The following is a 20789-nucleotide window of genomic DNA, read 5'->3' as shown; positions in this document are numbered from 1 at the left end:
AAAGCCCTGATGAGAACCCCCGCATGCGCGTGCTGATTATCGAAGACGAACAGAAAACCGCCGACTACCTTCATCGCGGCCTGAGCGAACAGGGCTACAGCGTCGATCTGGCCGCCGATGGTATCGAAGGCCTGCACCTGGGGCTGGAAAACGATTACGCGGTGATCATCCTCGATGTGATGCTGCCGGGCCTGGACGGCTTTGGTGTGCTGCGGGCCTTGCGCGCGCGCAAGCAGACGCCGGTGATCATGCTCACCGCCCGCGAACAGGTCGACGACCGGATTCGCGGCCTGCGCGAAGGTGCCGACGATTATCTGGGCAAGCCGTTCTCGTTTCTCGAACTGGTCGCGCGCCTGCAAGCGCTGACCCGGCGCAGCGGCGTGCACGAGCCGGTGCAGATCAGCATCGCCGACCTGTGTATCGACCTGATCAGCCGCAAGGCCAGCCGCGCCGGCGCGCGTCTGGAGCTGACCGCCAAAGAGTTTTCGTTGCTCAGTGTGCTGGCCCGTCACCAGGGCGAGATTCTCTCCAAGACCTCGATTGCCGAACGGGTCTGGGACATCAATTTCGACAGCGACACCAATGTCGTCGAGGTGGCCATCAAGCGTCTGCGCGCCAAGCTCGACGGCCCGCACGAGCACAAGCTGCTGCACACCATTCGCGGTATGGGTTATGTGCTGGAGGACCGCCGTGCGGATTGACTCGATTGCCCTGCGCCTGGCGAGCCTGTTCGCGCTGGTGGCGTTCGGGGTGTTTCTGTTGATCGGCTGGGCGCTGTACTTGCAGGTCGACAAGCACCTCGACCTGCTGCCGGAAGCTGAAGTCGATGCGCGCTACAGCGTGCTGGAGTCGACCATCAACCGCTTCGGCAACCCGGAGCATTGGGGCAAGATCCAGAGCAAGCTGCACCTGCTCAGCGAAGAAGACAAACGCATCCGCTTCTGGGTGGTCAGCGACGACGCCACCTATGAGTACGGCAATCCCGGCCCCGAAGTGCGGCGTTTCGCCCACGGGCCGCTGGGCATGCATGACCTGCTGCTGCCCGGCGAGCGCTTTCCGTACAAAGTGCTGGTCAGTGAATTCGCCGCCCGCGACCAGCGCCCGGCGCTGCGCTTTCTGACCGGCATCGACACCCAGACGTTCTGGCAAACCCAGCATGCCTTGCTGGTCGCTCTGGTCAGCCTGGCGATCATCGGCATCGTGCTGGCCTCATTGCTCGGCTATTGGGTGGCACGCATCGGCCTGCGGCCGCTGAGCCATCTGTCGCTGGAGGCGCATAAACTGTCGCCCCCGCACTTGTCGGGGCGCTTGCAGCTTTCGCCGCTGCCGCCGGAGCTGGCGCAGTTCGTCACCGCCTTCAACTCGACGCTGGGGCGGGTCGAACAGGCCTATTCGCGGCTTGAGTCGTTCAACGCCGATGTGGCGCATGAACTGCGCTCGCCGCTGACCAACCTGATCGGCCAGACCCAGGTGGCGCTGACCCGTGGCCGCTCGGCCGAGCATTATTTCGAGGTGCTGCAATCGAACCTCGAAGAGCTGGAGCGGCTGCGCTCGATCATCAACGACATGCTGTTTCTGGCCAGCGCCGACCAGGGCAGCAAGGCCAAGGAACTGACCAGCGCCTCGCTGGCCGAAGAAGTCGCCACCACCCTGGATTATCTGGACTTCATCCTTGAAGACGCGCACGTCAGCGTACAGGTGCATGGCGATGCCAGCGTGCCCATCGAAAAGGCCCAGTTGCGCCGCGCGCTGATCAACCTGCTGCACAACGCGGTGCAACACACCGAGCCCGGCCAGGCGATTCAGGTCACCATCGACAGCCTTGAGCAACAGGTGCGCATCGGCGTGCGCAACCCGGGACCGCCGATCAGCGAGGAACACCTGCCGATGCTGTTCGAGCGCTTCTACCGGGTCGATGCCTCGCGCAGCAACAGCGGCGCCAACCACGGCCTGGGCCTGGCCATCGTCAAGGCCATCGCGCTGATGCATGGCGGCACGGTGTTCGTCGACAGCCACGGCGGCTTCAATACTTTCGGGATCAATCTGCCAAGGCCTTGAGCGCGGCGCCTGTGCAGAGCCTCGCCACAGGCCCTCGCCCGCCTGCTCGAAAACCTGTTATACCGTTCAGGACAAATACCCAGGCCGCAGGTCATAAGGCTCGTCGCCTCGCACCCGACAGCCATGTATCCGACAGAGCGCAGCCATGAACGCCTCCACAGCCCAGCCCTCAGTCTCACCTGGATGGATACGCTCCGAGCGCCTGCTGATCGGCGGCAGCCTGTTGTCGATGCTGGCGATTCTGGGCATTGTCGCCTCCTTGCTCGCGCGTGAGCGTAACGACGCCCTGCTCAGCGCCTCACGGGCGGCCAACAACACCATCAAGCTGATCGAGGCGGATATACAGCGCAGCGTGGAGCTGTACGACGCCTCGCTGAGCGGCATGATCAGCGCCTGGAACAGTGCTGACCTGCCCTTGCTGTCGTACCCGTTGCGCCAGCGCTTGCTGTTCGATCGCGCCAGTGCCGCGCCCTACAAGGGCGATGTCGCGTTGCTCGACGCACAGGGCAATGTGCTGGCCGACCCGCTGCCCGGCCCCACGCGGCAGGACAACTTCGCCGACCGCGATTTCTTTCAGTACCACCGCAACAACGCATTGCCCGGCCTGTACATCAGCGAACCGTTCAAGGCCCGCTGGGGCTTCAACGACTGGAGCCTGGGGTTCAGCCGCCGCCTGTCGGGGGCCAATGGCGAGTTTCGCGGCGTCGCCATCGCGGCCATGCGCCTGGCCTATTTCAAGCCCTTGTTCAGAAGCCAGTCGCTGGACCGCGACAGCAGCATCAGCCTGATCAACGCCAGCGGCGTGTTACTGGTTCGCGAACCGGAACTGAGTCCACTTGACCAGACCGGCGCCGACCTGGCTCAAATGGTCAACTTTCAGCACATTCTCGAATTGCCCGAAGGCAGTTTTGTCGGCCTGTCGAACAAGTATCAGGGCACCCGGCTTTACACGTTTTTGCGCGTGCACGGCTTGCCGCTGATCGTAGTCATCGCTCAGCCGGAGTCGGAGGTGTATGCCACCTGGCGGCGCAATGCCCTGCTGGTCGGCAGCGCCACCGGTGCGCTGTGCCTGGGCATCCTGTGGCTGACCTTTCTGCTGGCACGTGAGCTGCGCCGCCGCCAGCACGCCGAACGGGTGCTGGCCAATCTGGCAGCCACCGACGGACTGACCGGCCTGGCGAACCGGCGCCAGCTCGACCGCACCCTGGGCATCGAATGGGCACGCGCCCAGCGTTCCGGCGCACCGCTGTCGTTGCTGCTGATCGATGTCGATCATTTTCGTCGTTTCAACGAACGCCACGGCCATCTGGGCGGCGACCAGGCACTGCGTTTGGTCGCCGAGAGCATTGCCGTCCATGTAAGACGCAGCAGCGACCTGGCCGCGCGTTATGGCGGTGAAGAGTTTGCCGTGCTGTTGCCCGACACCGATCACATCCGCGCGCAGACGCTGGCCGAGAGCATCCGCCAGACCATCGTGCAGATGCCGCCGTTCGAGCATGAGCAGCAATCGATCACCGTCAGCATTGGCGTGACCACCCGCAAGCCTGGCAAGGGCGATGCGCTGGAGTCGCTGATCGAAGCCGCCGACAAGGCGCTGTATAGCGCCAAGCACAATGGCCGCAACCGGGTCGAATTTCTCGAGGGCACACAAACGCCAACCGCCAGCCCTGTATAAGCGGCTGGCGGTTGGCTGGACGGCATCCTTGCCGTCCCGAGAGCTTACAGAGAGAGCGGCTCAGGCGTCTCTCGAACAGGCTTATCAGGCCTGACGACGAACCTGGTCGCGCAGTGCCTTGACCTGGTCGTGGTTACGCTGAGTGCCTTGAAGCTGCTTCTCGATCAGGCTGACAACACTGGCTGGCAGGGCTTTTTCACGGGCCTTTTCAAGTGCTTTCTTGTAATCGGCCAGGGCGTGGTCTTCACCGCGCTCGACTTCATTGAGAATAGCTTCGTCGCTCTTGCCGGTAACCAAGGACTTCAGGTCTACCCAGGCGCGGTGCAGAGTGCCGCTGACACTGGAGGAAGTTTCCGGATCGCCGCCCAAGGCGCGTACTTCAGATTGCAGCTCGCGTACGGCGGTGGCGCAATCGGCAGCGTGGGCCTGGAAGAAGCGTTTCAGCTCAGGGTTTTTCAGGTCTTCAGCGCTGGTCTCAAAACCTTTCTGGCCATCCTTGCTCGTTTCGATCAGGTCGTTGAGCAGGCTGATCGATTCTTTGTTGATGTCAGTCATTTTCACTATCCTTCCTAGGCAGTTGATACCAATGTTTGAAGCTGACATAAACATTGCAGCGCCCGTGCCAGACTCTGAATTTAAAATTTTCCCTTTATTTTCAAATAGTTAAAAAGATCACTCGGAACGCTTGCCATGCGTTCTGCATGAACTGTCCTTTTGCCTCCATGCAGAATGCAAGTTGGCCAGCCGCGCGCCATACAAACCCACTGCAAGTCCTGCGACGATCAGTATCACGGCCAAAACTTTCATCGGCGACAGGCTCTCGCCGAACATCAGCATCGAGCCGAACATGCCGAAAATCGGCACCAGCAGCGACAGCGGTGCCACCGTGGACACCGGGTATTGCCTGAGCAATGAATTCCATACCCAGTAGGCAAACAGGGTATTGGGGTACACCTGAAACAGGATCGAAATCACCGTGCGCGTGTCGATCAGGTTGACCAGCGTGGCATAGCCCTGCGTGCCATTGACCAGGTAATCGAGCAAAAACAGCGGGATCGGCGCAAAAGCGCTGGACCAGACCAGAAAGGCAAATACCTGGGTGGTTCCGGCTTTTTTGATGATGATATTGGTCACGCTCCAGGCAAACGCGCCCAGCAGCACCAGCAGCAGGCCGGTGGTCGACACCGAGCCATCGGCCACGAAAATGATGCTCAGCAACCCGCCCAGGGCAATAAGAATCCCGGCCAGTTGCGCACGGGTGACTTTTTCCCGGAACACCCAGCCACCGAGCAGAATCGTGAAAAACGCGCTGAACTGCAGCACCAGCGAAGCAATGCCGGCCGACAGCCCGGACTGGATGCCCAGATTCACCACGCCCCACATACCGATGCCGAACACCAGCCCGTAGCCTGCGATATAGCGCCACGGCACATCGGGTTTGCGGATGAAAAAGATGGCCGGCAGCGCACACAGCGTGAAGCGCAGCCCGGCCAGAATGAACGGATCGACCGCCGCCAGGCCCAGCTTGATGATCGAGAAATTGAACCCCCATAACGCGGTGATCAGGATGGCAAGCAGCAGGTGGTGCACTTTCATAAATACAGCTCCATCAAGCGTTACAGGCATCAACCGATGCGGGAATACACAACCAGAACAGCCAGGCAGTCGCACTGATCGCGGCGCCCAGCAGGCACACGGCAATCCAGCCCCACAACGCATAAACCTGGGTGGCGGCGACCGCGCCCAGCGCGCTGCCGGCCGAGTAAAAACACATGTAGGCGCCGACCAGACGGCTTTGCGCATCGGGACGCGCGGCAAAGATCAGGCTCTGATTGGTCACGTGCACGGCCTGCACGGCAAAGTCGAGGAGGATCACCCCGACCATCAGCGCCAGCAACGAGCTTTGCGCACAGGCAATCGGTAACCACGACAGCACCAGCAGGCCCAGCGAGAGGCCGGTGATTCTATGCCCCAAGCCCTGATCCGCCCAGCGCCCGGCGCGACTCGCGGCCAATGCCCCGGCAAGGCCGGCCAGGCCGAACAGGCCAATCTGCGTGTGCGACAACGACAGCGGCGGCGCGCTCAGCGGCAGGACCATCGAGGTCCACAACACGCTGAAGGCCGCGAAGATCAACAAGGCAAAGACCCCGCGCCGGCGCAGTACAGGCTCGGTGATGAACAACGCGCAGGTCGAGCGCACCAGCGCCGTGTAGGAACGCTCAAGGCGCGGCAGGCCGGTGGCGGGCATGGTTTTGTAAAGGACGGCCGCCATGATCAGCATCAGCCCCGCTGAAACGTAATACACCGCACGCCAGCCGGCCAGATCGGCAATCAGCCCGCTGGTGAACCGCGCCAGCAAAATGCCCAGCACCACGCCGCTGGTCACCGTGCCCACCGCCTGGCCTCGCTGTGCGGGCGCGGCCAGGCTGGCGGCACACGCCACTAGCACCTGAACGACCACGGCCATCAGGCCCACCACTATCATGGCGCCCAGCAACACAGGCCAGTGCTGCGCAGACGCCACCACCAGTAACGCCAGGGCCGACAGCAACATCTGGCTGAGAATCAGGGTCCTGCGCTCGAGCAGATCACCCAGCGGCACGATCAGCAACAGGCCTGCGGCATAGCCGATCTGAGTGGCCGTCACCACGATGCCGATGCTGCCGGGTTCAATATTCAGGTTCTGCGCCATGACATCGAGCAAGGGCTGGGCGAAATACACATTCGCCACGGCGAGTGCGCAGGTCACTGAGAACAGCAGAGTCAGGGCGCGGGAAAGCGCGGGTGGGCTGGCGGTCATGCAGTCATCTCTGGCGATACAATCGGTTTCTTTTTGAAACCACTTGTTTGATTTCTACCCGTTCAGGTTTTAATCTGCAACCAGATTTTGCATTCCACTTCTCAATAACGGTGATTGGCATGGCCAGGCAAGCGACGCTGCAAACCAGCGAGTGCCCTGTGGCAAGAACCCTCGAAGCGATTGGCGAACGCTGGACGCTGCTGATCATTCGCGATGCGTTCGACGATATCCGCCGCTTCAGTGATTTTCAGAAAAGCCTGGGCCTGGCCAAGAACATTCTGGCCGCACGCCTCAAGGCGCTGGTTAACCTGGGGATCTTCGAGATTCGCCCGGCGTCGGACGGCAGTGCCTACAAGGAATACGTGCTGACCGAACGCGGCCGCTCGGTTTTTCCGATGGTGGTGTGCATGCGCCAATGGGGAGAGCAGCATCTGTTTGCTGCCGGTGAAACGCATTCTGTGCTGCTCGACAACGAGAGCGATCAGCCGGTGGCCAGCCTTGAAGTGAGGTCCGTCAGTGGCAAGCGACTGGCGCCGCAGGATTGCCATCGACAACGTATTACCAGGAACCTGTAAGCCATGAACCCGGAAACACTCAAACTGCTGGTCACCCGCGAAATGCCTTTCGGCAAATACAAAGGCCGGCTGCTGGCCGACCTGCCGGGGCATTACCTGAACTGGTTTGCCCGCGAAGGCTTTCCCAAGGGTGAGCTGGGCGCGCTGCTGGCATTGATGCAAGAGATCGACCACAACGGCCTGAGCGAGCTGCTTGATCCCCTGCGCACCCGGCCCCGGCAATTCAAGGACTCTTAAAATCCGTGCGAATCCTGTAGGAGCGCGCTTGCCCGCGATTGAATGCGAAGCGCTCACAGAACGCTGCGAAACGCTTGAAATTTACGCCTGCTAACGCAGCCGGTCACGGTGGTCCGGTATTCCGGTAAACGCGCTCCTACACGGTGTACCTGGCAAATGCTGGTTTAGCCAAACAGCGCCACTGCTTCTGCCGTCGCTTCCTGAATCCGGCCCCAGTCGCCGTTCTTCACCCAGCTGTTTTCGATCATCCAGCTGCCGCCGACGCACATGACGTTAGGCTGGGCGATGTAGTTTTTCAGGTTTTGCGCGTTCACCCCGCCGGTGGGGCAGAAGCGCACTTCGTTGAACGGCCCGCCCAGCGCCTTGAGTGCTGCCACGCCGCCGCTGACTTCAGCCGGGAACAGCTTGAAGCGCCGGTAGCCCAGGCCATAGCCGATCATGATGTCGGAGGCGCTGCTGATGCCCGGCAACAGCGGCACCGTGCTTTGCGCCGAGGCTTGCAGCAGGTCCAGCGTGCTGCCCGGCGTGACGATGAACTGCGCACCGGCAGCCTCGGCATCGGCCAGCGAACGACGGTCAAGAATGGTGCCGGCGCCCACGATCAGCTCCGGGCGCTGCTCGCGCAGAACGCGAATCGCATCCAGGCCGAAGGCCGAACGCAAGGTCACTTCCAGCACGGTCAGGCCACCGGCGGCCAGTGCATCGGCCAGCGGCAGCACATCTTCGGCGCGGGCGATGGTGATCACCGGAAGGATTTTCGCCTGGGCGCACAGCGCATCGATCCGGGCTGTCTTGTTCGCCATGCTGTCGAGCGGCTGATTGTTTTCGTAGTGGGTCATGGCGATATTTCCTTCGCTTAGGGGCACCAGTAGATCTCTAGGGACAGGTTAAGAAAGGCACGCACCGGCATCTCGGCCAGGTCGGTGCCATCCAGCGCGACGCGCAGGGTGTGCAGCTTGGATTTACCGGACACCGACAAAATCGGTGCACGGGCCGACGCCAACAGGCGACGGGTCAGGGTCAGGCGCTGGTGCGGCACGCTCGGCGCCAGCATCGGCAGGCAGCGACGCTCACCGTCTTCACTCAGCGCCTCGGCAAGGTTCGGGCTATCAGGGAACAGCGAGGCGGTGTGGCCGTCGTCGCCCATGCCCAGCACCAGCACATCGATCGGCGGCAGCTCGGCCAGCAGGCGGTCGGCCTGCTCGGCGGCCACTTCAAGGCTCGGCGCCACGCTGTACAGACCGATGAACGTTGCCGCCGCAGCCGGTCCTTGCAACAGATGACGACTGACCAATGCAGCGTTGCTGTCAGGATGCTCGACCGGGACCCAGCGCTCGTCGGCGAGAGAGATCACCACTTGCGACCAGTCCAGCGGCTGCACCGCCAGGTGCTCGAAGAACGCCACCGGGCTGCGGCCACCGGACACCACCAGAGTCGCCCTGCCGTTCTGGGCAATGGCGCTGCGCAGGCGCTCGGCGACATTCAGCGCCAGGGCCTCGGCCAACTGTTGCTGGGTGTCGAAGTCGTGGGCCGTCAAGCCTGCGGGTAATTGCAATTCACATATCGCCATACCAGGATCTCCCGTCGCGAGTAATAAGGGCAATGGAGCTCATCGGTCCCCAGGAACCGGCGGCATAGGGCTTGGGCGCGTCGCCCGCCTTCTTCCAGCCGGCGATCAGTTGATCGCACCATTGCCAGGCGTATTCGATTTCATCCTTGCGCACGAACAGGTTCTGATTGCCGCGCATCACTTCCAGCAGCAGCCGCTCGTAGGCATCGGGCACCCTGGCGCTGCGGTAAGTGTCGGAAAAATTCAGGTTCAACGGGCCGCTGCGCAGCTGCATGCCCTTGTCCAGCCCCTGGTCCTTGGTCATCACCTGCAAGGAAATGCCCTCGTCGGGCTGCAGGCGGATGATCAAGCGGTTGCTGATTTGCAGGCGTTGCTCGGGGGCGAAGATGTAGTGCGGCGGCTCTTTGAAGTGGATCACGATCTGCGACAGTTTCTGCGGCATGCGCTTGCCGGTGCGCAGATAGAACGGCGTACCCGACCAGCGCCAGTTGCGGATGTCGGCACGCAGCGCGACGAAGGTTTCGGTGTCACTCTCGGTGTTGGAGTTTTCTTCTTCCAGATAACCGGGCACCGCCTTGCCTTCGCTGTAGCCGGCCGCGTACTGGCCACGCACTACCTGGGTCGCCAGGCGCTCCGGGGTAAACGGCGCCAGGGCCTTGAGCACTTTGACTTTCTCGTCGCGAATACTGTCGGCCGACAAGTCGCTGGGCGGGTCCATGGCGATCAGGCACAGCAGCTGCAACAAGTGGTTCTGGATCATGTCGCGCAACTGCCCAGCCTGGTCGAAATACCCCCAGCGGCCTTCGATGCCGACCTTCTCGGCCACGGTGATCTCAACGTGGGAGATGTGGTTCTGGTTCCACTGGGTTTCAAACAGGCTGTTGGCAAAACGCAAGGCAATCAGGTTCTGGACCGTGTCCTTGCCCAGATAGTGGTCGATGCGGTAAACGCGGTTTTCCGGGAAGAACTGCGCCACGGCATCGTTGACCCGCTTGGACGACGCCAGGTCGTGACCGATGGGTTTTTCCAGCACCGCACGGGTGCGCCCGCTCAGACCGACGGCCGCCAGGTTCTCGCAGATGGCGCCGTACACCGCCGCCGGCGTAGCGAAATAGGCGATCAGCGTCTCGACGCCGGCCACTTGTTCGGCCAGCGCGTGATAACCCTCGACCTTGAGAAAATCCAGATGCAGGTAGCTCAGGCGTGCCAGAAAGCGCGTCACGTGCTCGTCTTCAAGTTCCGCTTGCGGGATGAACCGGCGCATGGACTGCTGGATATAGGCCAGGTGCGTTGCCTCGTCACCGGGCTCACGCGCCAGCGCGATCAGACGGGTGTCTTCATGCAACAGGCCGGCACGGTCAAGCTGATAAAGAGCCGGGAACAGTTTGCGCACCGCCAGGTCGCCCAAGGCGCCGAATAAGGCGAAGGTGCACGGTTCAACCGTAATCAGGGGCATAATGTTGGTTCTTTTATCAAGTTAGACTACAAATACCTTTTTTAAAGGCGTTTCTCAAGGCCATATGTAGTAATAACCACAACATTTTGTCGAAAACCTCATACCAGTGGTGATTCACACAGCCTCTGAGTACGATAGGCCACCTTTGCTACAGGCTAAAGGGGCCAATTGCAGCCCCGGACAAAACGCGGGTTAACGAGCCCCCGAAAAGGATCAGGAATGGACCGCACACGTAATTTGCTGGAGCAGATCCAGAACCGACTCCCGGAGCTGAACAAGGCCGAGCGCAAGGTGGCTGAAGTCATCCTGCTCAACCCACAGATGGCCACCCGGCTGAGTATCGCGGCGCTGGCGCAGGCAGCCAAGGTCAGTGAACCGACCGTCAACCGCTTCTGCCGCTCGTTCAGTGTCAGCGGCTACCCGGAACTCAAGCTGCAACTGGCACAAAGCCTGGCCAGCGGCGCCGCCTATGTCAGCCGCGCGGTGGAGCCGGACGACAATCCCGAGGCTTACACTCAGAAGATTTTCGGCAGCGCCATCGCTTCGCTCGACAGCGCCTGCCAGCAACTGGACCCGGCGCAGATCAGCCGCGCCGTCGACATGCTGATCCAGGCCCGGCAGATCCACTTCTTCGGCCTCGGCGCCTCGGCGCCCGTGGCGCTGGATGCGCAGCACAAATTCTTCCGCTTCAACCTGGCCGTCAGCGCCCATGCCGACATCCTGATGCAGCGCATGCTGGCCTCGGTGGCGCATACCGGCGATCTGTTCGTGATCATTTCCTACACCGGCCGCACTCGCGACCTGGTCGAAGTGGCACGCATCGCCCGCGAAAACGGCGCCTCGGTGCTGGGCCTGACCGCCGCCAACTCGCCACTGGCCCAGGCCAGCAGCGTAAGCCTGCACATCCCGTTGCCTGAAGACACCGACATCTACATGCCGATGACCTCACGCATCATCCAGCTCACTGTGCTCGACGTACTGGCCACCGGCATGACCCTGCGCCGCGGCGTGGATTTCCAGCCGCACCTGCGCAAGATCAAGGAAAGCCTGAACGACAGCCGCTACCCACTGGATGATCAGGGCTAAGACCGATCATTCACGAACACCATCAACCTACGTAGGAGCGCGCTTGTCCCGCGACCGAGTGCGTTAGCGCTCGCAAATTCTATGAAACGCCACAAATTTACGACTGCTAACGCAGCCGGTCGCGGGCAAGCGCGCTCCTACAGGGGTTGTGTGCGCTTTAGGCCAGTTGTGCCTGCAGGCTCAGGCTGGCTTGTTGGCCGGGGTGCAGGCCTTGGCCGTCGCTGTGGCCGCAGACGGCTTCGACCCTGACGAAACCGGTGGTTTCCAGGCCCGTTACCCCCAGCAACGGTCGATTGCCGGGGTGCCAGACGGCGGTGCCGGCGCTGTCGCCGGTGTCGATGTTCAGCCGGCGTTGCCAGGCCGGGTCTTGCAGTTGCACCGCGCCTTCATGCTCGAACAAGCGCTGGCAACCGCCGAGCACACGTAATTCGCCGTTCTGCCGACACGCCTGGCGCCGCAGCTGGTCGTAACCCTGCGCGCCATCGAGGCCTTGCAGGGCAACGTCGGCGACATCGCTGATCTGCCAGTAAGCATGCAGCGCATGGCTGAAATGACACGGTTCGCTGTCCTGATGGCGCGTGCTCAGGCGCACGTTCATGCCCTTGCCCAGTTCGGCATGCAAATCCACCTGCCAGTCCCAGAGCTGCAACTGCCAGTGCACCTGCACGCATGCTTCACTGGCCTGGCTGTCGATAAGGTTCCAGTTCAGCAAGCGCGCCCAGCCATGTGCCGGCCAGCCGCCCTCCTCCGGGTGGCGCCCGTACCACGGCCAGCACACCGGCACGCCGCCACGAATCGCGCCGACTTGCGGCCAGTGTGCCGCGCACCACAGCCAGGGTTTTTGCCCGCGCGGCTGAAAGTGCAGCAGTTGCGCGCCCTGACGACTGAACACGGCCTGGCAATGCGGATGATCGATCACCAGCACTTCACGGGCTTGATAGCGCTCCCACTCGAACGTGGCGCGTGGGCGCCTGCCGGTAAAAAACCGCTGCAATGGATGCTCGTGCATCTGCATTTCCTTGGACGTGTCAGGTAGTGAGGCCCTGGTATGAACTGAACGAATGACATCAGGCAAAAAAAACGGGCAGCCAGGCTGCCCGCAAAGCACACACGACGCTAATTGATCAGGACATTACTCCATCAGAACTTGGTCTGAATCTTCAGGCCTGCCACCAGCGCATCGTCAACCTTGTCGACACCGCCCGGATGGCGGATGTATTGCAGGTTGGGACGCACGGTCAGCCAGTTGGTCACATGGAAGCCGTAGTAGATCTCGGAGTTGTACTCGGTGTCCTGTACCGGCAAGAACGCCGGGTTGTCGTAGTCCTGGATATTGTTGAGCTGGTTGATCAGCCGGGCACGGTCCTGGGCATCGTCGTTGACGTGGATACGCGAGATGCCGATACCGATGTCATCCTTGGGCCGCGAATTGAACGGGCCTTTGTAGACCAGGCCGATCTGCTGGAAGTTGTCGATGTAGTTGGTGTCCTTGTCGTGCACGGTGGCAGCGGCAAACAGCGTCAGGCCACGCGCGGCATCGCCGTTGTGGGCGGTCAGTTGCTGGGTGGCCATGATCCAGCCGCCGTGCTTGCTGCCATGCGACTTGAACGCTCCGCCGCTGACCGGCTGCGGCTGGCCGTTGGCGCCTTCGTAGACGTCATCGGCGTCCGGGCTGCTGTGGTAGTAGCCCAGGCGGTATTCGCCCGGCAGCGAATTGACCTTCGGCGTCCACACCACTTCGACCGGCACGATGGTGCCCTGGCTGCCACTGCCGCTGAGCTTGAAGCCGTTGCCGGTTTCGAGGTTGGACGGGTTCTGCTCGAACACACCGACCTGGGCAAAGAACTCAGGGGTGATGTTGTATTTGACGGTCAACGCCCACTGGCTGACCGGCCAGTTGTACCAGGTGTTGACATAGTTGGCCGGCTGCGCGCCGCAGAAGGTCAGGTTCTGGAAGTCGCAGGGCGCCGAGGCGAACTCTTCGCCCGGTCCGAAGCGGCCGAATTTGACGTCCAGCGCGCCGTCGAACAACTTCTGTTTGACCCACATCTGGGTCAGGCGCCAGGTCTGGCCACGGCCCCAGACTTCTTGAGAAGAACTGAGCGTGCCGGCACGCGGGTCGCCGATCCGGTCATTGGAAATGTTGCGACCGCTACGCTCGGTGATGGCCAGCTTGAACTCGGCGTCCTGCCAGCCAAAGGCCTTCTGCAGGTCGACCTTCAGCCCGAAAGCAAACTGGTCACTCCAGCGCGCCGTGGTGTCCTTGTTATAGCCACCGTCGATGTTACTGGCCGCTTCGCTCACATACTCCAGTGACAGGTCATAGCCTTTGTCGAGCAATTCAGTGCGCGTCCCGCCCCAGTCGCCGGTCATCCATGGCGAGTCGGCGCTGAAGGCTCCGGCGGCCTGGGCGCTGCCGGCCAGGGCCAGGCTGCCCAGTACCGACAGTTTGCAGGCCCAATAGAGCCGCGAACGCACTGCTGTATTGATGTTGTTCATCCCTTCGATCCTCGATTTATTGTTATTGGCTTTTTAGGTGTACAGCTTTCGACTTACTTGCTCGACAGCCCAAGCATTCACTTGCGGCTCAATTGGGTCACGTTGCCGGCCCGCTCGGCGCCGGCAGGCGTACTCAGCCGGCCAAGGCGCGCGCCAGTGGCGGCATCGAACAGCAATACCCGTGCAGGATCGAACTGCAGGGTCAGGCTGTCGCCGGGCAGTGGCGCCTGATCCGGCGCCAGGCGGCAGCAGACCTTGGTCTGGTTGAGGGTGACGAACACCAGCGTGTCGGGCCCGGTCGGTTCGACCACCTGCACCTCGGCACGAATACTCGGCTGGCCTGCGGCCTCGCTGCCGGCCAGCGTGATCTGTTCCGGGCGCACGCCCAGAATCACTTCGCGGTCTTCAAGCCCGGCGTCACTGATCCCCAGCGGCAGCTCGCAACGCGCCTGGCCGCTGTCGAGCAGCGCGATCAGGCGGCCGTCACGACGTTGCAGGCGCAGCGGGATGAAGTTCATCGGTGGCGAGCCGATGAAACTGGCGACGAACTGGTTGGCCGGGTCGTTGTAGATCTCGCGCGGGGTGCCGAACTGCTGGACGATGCCGTCCTTCATCACCGCCACTTTGTCGCCCAGGGTCATGGCCTCGATCTGGTCGTGGGTGACATACACCGTGGTGGTCTTCAGGCGCTGGTGCATCAGTTTCATTTCGGTGCGCATCTCGACCCGCAGCTTGGCGTCGAGGTTGGACAGCGGCTCGTCGAACAGATAGATCTTCGGCCGCCGCGCCAGCGCCCGGCCCATGGCCACGCGCTGCTGCTGGCCGCCGGACAACTGGCCGGGCTTGCGCTCCAGCAGGTGCTCGATCTGCAACAGGCGCGCGACGCGGCTCACTTCTTCATCGATGGCCGCCTTGGGCATCTTGCGAATTTTCAGGCCGAACTCGATGTTCTCGCGCACGCTCATGGTCGGGTATAGCGCATAGGACTGGAACACCATGGCGATGTCGCGATCCTTGGGGCTGGTGTCGCTGACGTCCTGGCCGTCGATCAGAATCGCGCCGCCACTGATGCTTTCAAGGCCCGCAATGCAGTTCATCAGGGTCGACTTGCCGCAACCGGACGGGCCGACAAGAATCAGGAATTCGCCGTCCTTGATCTTCAGTTCGATGTTTTTCAGCGTGTCCGGCAGGCTCGCGCCGTAGGTCTTGTTTACGTTTCGAAGTTCGAGAGTCGCCATGGTTATTTCCTTGATTCAACCCTTGACCGCGCCGGCCGTAAGCCCACGCAGGAAGTACTTGCCGGCCTGGATGTAGACCAGCAGTGTCGGCAGCCCGGCGATCATCGCCGCTGCCATATCAACGTTGTATTCCTTGACCCCGGTGCTGGTGTTGACCAGGTTGTTCAGCGCCACGGTGATCGGCTGCGACTCGCCGCTGGAGAACACCACGCCGAACAGAAAGTCGTTCCAGATCTGGGTGAACTGCCAGATCAGGCAGACCATGATGATCGGCGTCGACATCGGCAGCACGATGCGCCAGAAGATGGTGAAGAACCCAGCGCCATCCAGCCGTGCGGCGCTGACCAGCGCCTGCGGCACGGTCACGTAGAAGTTGCGGAAAAACAGCGTGGTGAAGGCCAGCCCATAAACCACGTGGATGAACACCAGGCCGGTGGTGGTGCTGGCCAGGCCCATCTTGCCCAGCGTGAAGGACGCCGGCAGCAGCACGGTCTGGAAGGGCAGGAAGCAGCCGAACAGCAGCAGGCCGAAGAACAACTGCGAGCCGCGAAAGCGCCACATCGACAGCACATAACCATTCAGCGCGCCGATGGCGGTCGAGATGATCACTGCCGGAATGGTGATGCGCATCGAGTTCCAGAAATAGCCATCGACGATGTCCCAGGCCTTGATCCAGCCGATCACCGTGACCACGCTCGGCCAGCTCAGCAGATTGCCGCTGCCGATGTCTTCAGGGGTCTTGAGGCTGGTCAGCAGCATCACCACCAGCGGCACCAGATAAATCAGGCAGGCCAGCAGCAGCACGGCATGGATCAGGACCCGGCTGAAGCTCAGGCCTGAATTGAATCCGACAGGATTAGCCATTGCGTTTGGTCCTCAGTTCGGAATACAGGTACGGCACCAGAATCGCCAGGATCGCGCCGAGCATCAGCATCGCGCTGGCCGAGCCCATGCCCATCTGCCCGCGGCTGAAGGTGAAGGCGTACATGAACATCGCCGGCAAATCGGAGGCATAACCCGGCCCGCCGGCGGTCATCGCCGCCACCAGGTCGAAGCTTTTGATGGCGATGTGCGCGAGGATCATCACCGCGCTGAAAAACACCGGCCGCAGGCTGGGCAGCACCACGCGCCAGTAAATCAGCGGCAGGCTGGCGCCATCCATTTGTGCGGCGCGAATGATCGACTGGTCGACACTGCGCAGGCCGGCGAGAAACAGCGCCATGACAAACCCCGACGACTGCCATACAGCGGCGATCACCAGGCAATAAACCACGCGGTCCGGGTCGACCAGCCAGTCCATGCGAAAGCCTTCCCAGCCCCAGTCGCGCAGCATCTTGTCCAGGCCCAGGCCCGGGTTGAGCAGCCACTTCCAGGCCGTACCGGTGACGATCATCGACAGCGCCATCGGGTACAGGTAAATCGTGCGGATCACCCCTTCGCGGCGGATGCGCTGGTCGAGCAGCACCGCCAGGATCACCCCGACCACAAGGCTGATGGCAATGAACAGGCCGCCGAACAGCAGCAGGTTCTTGCTCGCCACCCACCAGCGATCGTTGTCCATCAACCGGGCGTATTGGCTCAGCCCGGCCCATTGGTACGACGGCAGAAAGGTCGAGCGGGTGAACGACAGCACCAGCGTCCAGAGGATGTAGCCGTAGAAACCCACCAGCACGATGAGCATGCTCGGCGCCAGCACCAGCTTGGGCAGCCAGCGTTGCAGCGCATCGAAGGGCGAGGCTTTGGTCAAAGCTGCGACAGAACTCATTGAAAGCATCCAGTCGGGTCGAATTCGGGCCGCAGGCCGCCGTGAAACCGGTTGACGGGTTTCATTGGCGCGGACTGCGGCTGAGGGTTGCCGCCCCATCGGGCGGCGGGGTCAGGGCGCTACGTTTCCGAGTAGCGCTACTTGGCGGATTTGATCGCCGAGGCCAGGCGTTGCGCGGCCTTGGCAGGATCGGCCTGCGGGTCGTTGATGTAGTTGGTCACCACATCGAAGATCGCGCCCTGCACGGCCAGCGAAGTGGCCATGTTGTGCGCCATGCTCGGCTGCAGGCCGCCGGTGCTGGCGTCTTTCAGGAAGTCCTTGGCCGAGGCCTGGGCGCAGGCATCAAAGTCATACTTGCCCATCTCGGCGAGCATGTCCTTGCGCACCGGAATGGAGCCCTTGTTGGTGCTGAAGACCTTCTGGAATTCTTCACCCAACGCGACTCTGGCCAGGTCCTGCTGGGCAGCAATGTCGCCCTTGCGGTCGGCCTTGAGCTTGAACACTGCCAGCGAATCGACGTTGTAGGTGAAGGCATCGGCGGTGCCGGGGAAGGCTACGCACTGGTAATCCTTGCCGGCCACCTTGTGCGCGGCGGTCCATTCGCTCTTGGCCCAGTCGCCCATGATCTGCATGCCGGCCTTGCCGTTGATCACATCGGCGGCGGCAATGTTCCAGTCGCGCCCGGCGCGGTTGGCGTCCATGTAAGTGGCGACTTTCTTGAGTTCGGTGAAGGATTTGACCATCTCGGGGCCGGTCAGCACTTTTTCGTCGAGCTCAACGAAGGCTTGCTGGTAGCCCTTGGCGCCCATGACCGAGAGCACCACGTTTTCAAACACGGTGCTGTCCTGCCATGGCTGGCCGCCGTGCGCCAGGGGAATGAAACCTGCGGCCTTGAGTTTTTCGGCAGCGGCGTAGAACTCTTCAAGCGTGGCTGGCGCCTTGGCGACGCCGGCCTTTGCCAGCACTTGCGGGTTGACCCAGAGCCAGTTGACGCGATGGATGTTGACCGGCACCGCGACATAGCTGCCTTCGAACTTGACGGTGTCAGAGACTTTCTTGTCGAGCAGCTCGTCCCACTTTTCCTGCCTGGCAACCTCGGTCAGCGTGTCGGTACTCAGCAGGCCGGTGGTGCCCCATTCCTGAATATCGGGGCCCTTGATCTGCGCCACACCCGGCGGGTTACCTGCTACGGCGCGGCTCTTGAGCACGGTCATCGCCGTTGCCCCGCCGCCGCCGGCCACAGCGCCGTCTTTCCAGGTGAAGCCGTCTTTTTCGACTTGCGCCCTGAGCACATCGACCGCCGCCTTTTCGCCACCGGACGTCCACCAGTGCACGACTTCGACCGAACCCTTGGGTTCATCGGCAATAGCGGTAAGGGGTAACAACGAGGCGAGGGAAATGACCACAGCGAGCGGGGACAGAGAATTCATCGATTCGACCTTCTTGTTGTTATTGGGGGGCAGGTCTTGTGCCTGCGCTTGAAAGCAGTCTAACCAAGCCGGATGAGTGTTCGGTAACGAAGCGACGCGCAATGGTCACAGACCGGTGACATTCAGTGGCAATGCGATATCTCACAGGCAATTGCGGTTACTCCCCGGTGCGCGGCAAGCGCAAGGTCACCCGCAACCCACCATCGCGCAGGTTTTGCATTGTCACTTCGCCGCCGTGGCTGTGGGCGATGTTGCGGGCGATGCCCAGGCCCAGGCCGTAGCCTTGCTTGTCGCTGCCGGCCAGGCGCACGTTGGGTTCGAATACCTGCTCCATGCGCTGCTGCGGCACGCCTGGCCCTTCGTCGTCGACGTGCAGGACGAACGCCAGGCGGTCGTCCTCGATGCGCAGGTGTGCGCGGTGGCCGTATTTGAGGGCGTTGTCGATCAGGTTGCCGATGCAGCGCCGCAACGCCAGCGCCTTGCCCGGATACGGCGCCTGGGCCACGCCGTACTGGGTCACGCGCCCGTCACCGCCGGGCAGCACATAGGGTTCGACCAGGCAATCGAGCAGGTGATTAAGGTCCACCGGCTCGATATTTTCGTGAATGTCGGTGTCCTTGACGCATTGCAGCGCGCCTTTGACCAGCAGCTCCAGCTCGTCCAGATCGCGCTCGAAACGCATTTGCACGTCCGGGTCTTCAAGCAGTTCGACACGCAGGCGCAAACGGGTAATCGGCGTGCGCAGGTCATGGGAAATGGCGCTGAACAACTGGCCGCGCTCGGTCAGGTAACGGCTGATGCGTATGCGCATGCTGTTGAAGGCGCGGCTGACTTCCTGTACTTCGCTGCTGCCGCTCTCGACCAGTGGCTCGCTGTCACCGTCCAGCGACAGGTTGCGCGCCGCCCGCGCCAGGCGCTTGAGCGGCCGGCTTTGCCAATGCACCAGCAGGCCGATGAACAGCAGCAGAAAGGCGCTGGTCAGGGCAATCGACCAGACCTGCTGCACCGGCAATTGCGGCTCTTCAAGGGTGGTGTAGGGTTCGGGCAACAGCGAGGCGATGTACAGCCATTCGCCGGGTGCCAGCTCGATCTGGGTCACCATCACCGGCGGGTCCACCGGTTCCAGGGTCAGCGCGTAATGCGCCCAGGAGCGCGGCAGCTCATCGAGTTTCAGGCCGCTGTTGAAGATCCGCAGGTCATCGGGGCGCACGAACCACACGGCAATCTGCGGTTCATCGCCCAGGTATTTGCGCAGCACCTCGCCCACCGCCTCCAGCACCGCCTGCTTGCGCGGCGTGGGATCGAGCAGCTGCATGTGCAGCGGATGGTCGTTGAGCGACACCACAAAGCGAGTGCCGCCCATGCTGCGCAACTGGTCCAGCACCAGCGGCCGGTAGGTGACCGGCAGCGAACGAAAATAACTGACGCTGGCCGACATCGAGTAGGCCAGGCTGCGCGCACTGTTGACCAGACCTTCCATTTGCGTGGCGCGCAATTGCGAGACCCAGATGATGCTCGACAACGCCTGCCCGAGCAGGATCGCCAGCAATGTCAGCAGCAGCATCCGGCCCAGCAAGGATCGTGGCAACGGCAGGCGCCGCTTGCCCACGCGCTTAATAGGCCGACTCCACACGGGTGCTGACATTGGCTGCCAGCAGATAACCACTGCCACGCACGGTGCGGATCAGCCTTGGCGATTTGCCGGTGTCGCGCAGGCGCTGGCGCAAACGGCTGACGGCCATGTCGACGATGCGCTCCAGCGGCATCAGTTCGCGGCCACGGGTGGCATTGCCGATGGTGTCGCGGTCGAGGATTTGCTGCGGGTGATCGAGAAACAGCTTGAGCAGGGCAAAGTCGGCGCCCGACAGAATCACTTCTTCGCCATCGAGGTGGAACAGCCGGTGACTGACCATGTCCAGGCGCCACTCATCGAACTGCCACACCTCGCCCCCCGCAGAACGCTCCTGGCCGAACTGCGCACGGCGCAGCAGGGCCTTGATTCTGGCCAGCAGTTCACGCGGGCTGAAGGGTTTACCGAGGTAATCGTCGGCGCCCAGCTCCAGGCCGATGACCCGGTCGGTTTCATCCGAGCTGGCGGTGAGCATGATGATCGGCACGTGCGGCTGTCGCGGGTGCTGACGCACCCAGCGGCACAGGCTGAAGCCGTCTTCGTCGGGCAGCATCACATCGAGGATCAACAGGTCGACCGGGGTCTCGTTGAACGCCTGGCGAAACTGCGCGCCGTTGCACGTGGCGCGCACCTGAAAGCCTGCACGGCTCAGGTAGGCTTCGAGCAACTCGCGGATTTCCTGATCGTCATCGACCAGCAGGATGGTCTTGTTGGCAGCGCTCAAGCGGGTCGTCCTTGTGCAGTGAGTCTTATTTTTATGGGTACCCGCA

20 protein-coding genes are annotated in these 20789 nt (G+C 62.2%); 6 read left to right on the top strand and 14 right to left on the bottom strand.

Annotated features, from left to right (window positions below; all coding sequences use genetic code 11):
* Nucleotides 1-23: 23 nt before the first annotated feature.
* The 3 genes from ACYAS9_RS20155 (at nt 24) to ACYAS9_RS20145 (ending at nt 3733) form a co-directional block, all read left to right on the top strand.
* Nucleotides 24-701 (top strand): heavy metal response regulator transcription factor, encoded by a 678-nt coding sequence (locus ACYAS9_RS20155; protein ID WP_463570040.1) that lies wholly within the window; start codon nt 24-26, stop codon nt 699-701.
* Entirely contained in the window at nt 691-2058 is a 1368-nt protein-coding gene (locus ACYAS9_RS20150; RefSeq protein ID WP_463570038.1) for a heavy metal sensor histidine kinase, read from the top strand. Before ACYAS9_RS20155 ends, ACYAS9_RS20150 begins: the two co-directional genes overlap by 11 nt.
* 145 nt (nt 2059-2203) lie before the next feature.
* Nucleotides 2204-3733, top strand: coding sequence for a GGDEF domain-containing protein (locus tag ACYAS9_RS20145; protein ID WP_463570036.1), 1530 nt, complete (start codon nt 2204-2206; stop codon nt 3731-3733).
* A gap of 84 nt (nt 3734-3817) precedes the next feature.
* Here ACYAS9_RS20145 and ACYAS9_RS20140 read toward each other — a convergent pair whose 3' ends face one another.
* The 3 genes from ACYAS9_RS20140 to ACYAS9_RS20130 all read right to left on the bottom strand — a co-directional run bounded on the left by ACYAS9_RS20140 (nt 3818) and on the right by ACYAS9_RS20130 (nt 6533).
* Complete coding sequence (locus ACYAS9_RS20140; protein ID WP_463570035.1) at nt 3818-4288, bottom strand: ferritin-like domain-containing protein; 471 nt, start codon at nt 4286-4288, stop codon at nt 3818-3820.
* Between the two features lie 117 nt (nt 4289-4405).
* Nucleotides 4406-5329: an EamA family transporter gene (locus tag ACYAS9_RS20135; protein ID WP_463570034.1), complete on the bottom strand. Its 924-nt coding sequence runs from the start codon at nt 5327-5329 to the stop codon at nt 4406-4408.
* Nucleotides 5330-5342: 13 nt separating this feature from the next.
* Entirely contained in the window at nt 5343-6533 is a 1191-nt protein-coding gene (locus ACYAS9_RS20130) for an MFS transporter (protein WP_463570032.1), read from the bottom strand.
* Nucleotides 6534-6652: 119 nt separating this feature from the next.
* On the opposite strand from ACYAS9_RS20130, the gene ACYAS9_RS20125 reads away from it, so the two are divergent.
* Both ACYAS9_RS20125 and ACYAS9_RS20120 read left to right on the top strand, forming a co-directional pair.
* Nucleotides 6653-7108: a winged helix-turn-helix transcriptional regulator gene (locus ACYAS9_RS20125; RefSeq protein WP_463570031.1), complete on the top strand. Its 456-nt coding sequence runs from the start codon at nt 6653-6655 to the stop codon at nt 7106-7108.
* A 3-nt stretch (nt 7109-7111) separates the two neighbouring features.
* A complete protein-coding gene (locus tag ACYAS9_RS20120; protein WP_463570030.1) occupies nt 7112-7345 on the top strand; it encodes a DUF3820 family protein in 234 nt (77 codons plus the stop codon).
* Nucleotides 7346-7509: 164 nt separating this feature from the next.
* Here the strand turns inward: ACYAS9_RS20120 and ACYAS9_RS20115 are convergent, their stop codons facing one another.
* From ACYAS9_RS20115 to zwf, 3 genes are read right to left on the bottom strand one after another with little or no spacing between them, the layout of a single operon-like run.
* Nucleotides 7510-8184: a bifunctional 4-hydroxy-2-oxoglutarate aldolase/2-dehydro-3-deoxy-phosphogluconate aldolase gene (locus ACYAS9_RS20115; protein ID WP_463570029.1), complete on the bottom strand. Its 675-nt coding sequence runs from the start codon at nt 8182-8184 to the stop codon at nt 7510-7512.
* Nucleotides 8185-8201: 17 nt separating this feature from the next.
* Nucleotides 8202-8915, bottom strand: a complete 714-nt coding sequence (pgl, locus tag ACYAS9_RS20110) for a 6-phosphogluconolactonase (RefSeq protein ID WP_463570027.1) — start codon at nt 8913-8915, stop codon at nt 8202-8204.
* Nucleotides 8902-10371: a glucose-6-phosphate dehydrogenase gene (zwf, locus tag ACYAS9_RS20105; protein ID WP_463570026.1), complete on the bottom strand. Its 1470-nt coding sequence runs from the start codon at nt 10369-10371 to the stop codon at nt 8902-8904. The genes pgl and zwf overlap by 14 nt, the downstream gene beginning before the upstream one ends.
* A 219-nt stretch (nt 10372-10590) precedes the next feature.
* Here zwf and ACYAS9_RS20100 point away from each other — a divergent pair, with 219 nt between their 5' ends.
* On the top strand, nt 10591-11457 hold the full coding sequence (locus ACYAS9_RS20100) for a MurR/RpiR family transcriptional regulator (RefSeq protein WP_463570025.1): 867 nt from the start codon (nt 10591-10593) through the stop codon (nt 11455-11457).
* A gap of 157 nt (nt 11458-11614) precedes the next feature.
* On the opposite strand, the gene ACYAS9_RS20095 is transcribed toward ACYAS9_RS20100, so the two are convergent.
* From ACYAS9_RS20095 to ACYAS9_RS20060, 8 genes are all read right to left on the bottom strand, one after another.
* A complete protein-coding gene (locus ACYAS9_RS20095) occupies nt 11615-12466 on the bottom strand; it encodes a D-hexose-6-phosphate mutarotase (protein WP_463570024.1) in 852 nt (283 codons plus the stop codon).
* A 131-nt stretch (nt 12467-12597) separates the two neighbouring features.
* The gene (locus tag ACYAS9_RS20090; protein ID WP_463570022.1) at nt 12598-13956 is read right to left on the bottom strand and encodes a carbohydrate porin; all 1359 of its coding nucleotides are present in this window, start codon (nt 13954-13956) and stop codon (nt 12598-12600) included.
* 77 nt (nt 13957-14033) lie between these two features.
* On the bottom strand, nt 14034-15194 hold the full coding sequence (locus ACYAS9_RS20085) for an ABC transporter ATP-binding protein (RefSeq protein WP_463570021.1): 1161 nt from the start codon (nt 15192-15194) through the stop codon (nt 14034-14036).
* Nucleotides 15195-15209: 15 nt separating this feature from the next.
* Complete coding sequence (locus ACYAS9_RS20080) at nt 15210-16058, bottom strand: carbohydrate ABC transporter permease (RefSeq protein ID WP_463570019.1); 849 nt, start codon at nt 16056-16058, stop codon at nt 15210-15212.
* Nucleotides 16051-16959: a carbohydrate ABC transporter permease gene (locus ACYAS9_RS20075; RefSeq protein WP_459741787.1), complete on the bottom strand. Its 909-nt coding sequence runs from the start codon at nt 16957-16959 to the stop codon at nt 16051-16053. The genes ACYAS9_RS20080 and ACYAS9_RS20075 overlap by 8 nt, the downstream gene beginning before the upstream one ends.
* Before the next feature lie 137 nt (nt 16960-17096).
* Nucleotides 17097-18389 carry an ABC transporter substrate-binding protein gene (locus ACYAS9_RS20070; protein WP_463570018.1) on the bottom strand — a complete coding sequence of 431 codons (1293 nt, stop codon included), beginning with the start codon at nt 18387-18389 and terminating at the stop codon, nt 17097-17099.
* Nucleotides 18390-18546: 157 nt separating this feature from the next.
* On the bottom strand, nt 18547-20034 hold the full coding sequence (locus ACYAS9_RS20065; RefSeq protein WP_463570017.1) for an ATP-binding protein: 1488 nt from the start codon (nt 20032-20034) through the stop codon (nt 18547-18549).
* Nucleotides 20003-20743, bottom strand: coding sequence for a response regulator (locus tag ACYAS9_RS20060; protein WP_463570015.1), 741 nt, complete (start codon nt 20741-20743; stop codon nt 20003-20005). The genes ACYAS9_RS20065 and ACYAS9_RS20060 overlap by 32 nt, the downstream gene beginning before the upstream one ends.
* Between the last annotated feature and the right edge of the window lie 46 nt (nt 20744-20789).

This window comes from Pseudomonas sp. HP_08 (assembly GCF_055284095.1).
Note: the sequence above shows the minus strand (reverse complement) of the source record. Positions and strands in the feature narration are given on the sequence as shown.

Excerpts from the sequence above, each read along its gene's own strand:
- ACYAS9_RS20070 (WP_463570018.1), bottom strand. The coding sequence starts at position 18,389 with ATGAATTCTCTGTCCCCGCTCGCTGTGGTCATTTCCCTCGCCTCGTTG.
- ACYAS9_RS20145 (WP_463570036.1), top strand. The coding sequence starts at position 2,204 with ATGAACGCCTCCACAGCCCAGCCCTCAGTCTCACCTGGATGGATACGC.
- pgl (WP_463570027.1), bottom strand. The coding sequence starts at position 8,915 with ATGGCGATATGTGAATTGCAATTACCCGCAGGCTTGACGGCCCACGAC.
- ACYAS9_RS20090 (WP_463570022.1), bottom strand. The coding sequence starts at position 13,956 with ATGAACAACATCAATACAGCAGTGCGTTCGCGGCTCTATTGGGCCTGC.
- ACYAS9_RS20155 (WP_463570040.1), top strand. The coding sequence starts at position 24 with ATGCGCGTGCTGATTATCGAAGACGAACAGAAAACCGCCGACTACCTT.
- ACYAS9_RS20130 (WP_463570032.1), bottom strand. The coding sequence starts at position 6,533 with ATGACCGCCAGCCCACCCGCGCTTTCCCGCGCCCTGACTCTGCTGTTC.
- ACYAS9_RS20140 (WP_463570035.1), bottom strand. The coding sequence starts at position 4,288 with ATGACTGACATCAACAAAGAATCGATCAGCCTGCTCAACGACCTGATC.
- ACYAS9_RS20075 (WP_459741787.1), bottom strand. The coding sequence starts at position 16,959 with ATGAGTTCTGTCGCAGCTTTGACCAAAGCCTCGCCCTTCGATGCGCTG.
- zwf (WP_463570026.1), bottom strand. The coding sequence starts at position 10,371 with ATGCCCCTGATTACGGTTGAACCGTGCACCTTCGCCTTATTCGGCGCC.
- ACYAS9_RS20135 (WP_463570034.1), bottom strand. The coding sequence starts at position 5,329 with ATGAAAGTGCACCACCTGCTGCTTGCCATCCTGATCACCGCGTTATGG.
- ACYAS9_RS20100 (WP_463570025.1), top strand. The coding sequence starts at position 10,591 with ATGGACCGCACACGTAATTTGCTGGAGCAGATCCAGAACCGACTCCCG.
- ACYAS9_RS20095 (WP_463570024.1), bottom strand. The coding sequence starts at position 12,466 with ATGCACGAGCATCCATTGCAGCGGTTTTTTACCGGCAGGCGCCCACGC.
- ACYAS9_RS20085 (WP_463570021.1), bottom strand. The coding sequence starts at position 15,194 with ATGGCGACTCTCGAACTTCGAAACGTAAACAAGACCTACGGCGCGAGC.
- ACYAS9_RS20065 (WP_463570017.1), bottom strand. The coding sequence starts at position 20,034 with ATGTCAGCACCCGTGTGGAGTCGGCCTATTAAGCGCGTGGGCAAGCGG.
- ACYAS9_RS20080 (WP_463570019.1), bottom strand. The coding sequence starts at position 16,058 with ATGGCTAATCCTGTCGGATTCAATTCAGGCCTGAGCTTCAGCCGGGTC.
- ACYAS9_RS20125 (WP_463570031.1), top strand. The coding sequence starts at position 6,653 with ATGGCCAGGCAAGCGACGCTGCAAACCAGCGAGTGCCCTGTGGCAAGA.
- ACYAS9_RS20115 (WP_463570029.1), bottom strand. The coding sequence starts at position 8,184 with ATGACCCACTACGAAAACAATCAGCCGCTCGACAGCATGGCGAACAAG.
- ACYAS9_RS20120 (WP_463570030.1), top strand. The coding sequence starts at position 7,112 with ATGAACCCGGAAACACTCAAACTGCTGGTCACCCGCGAAATGCCTTTC.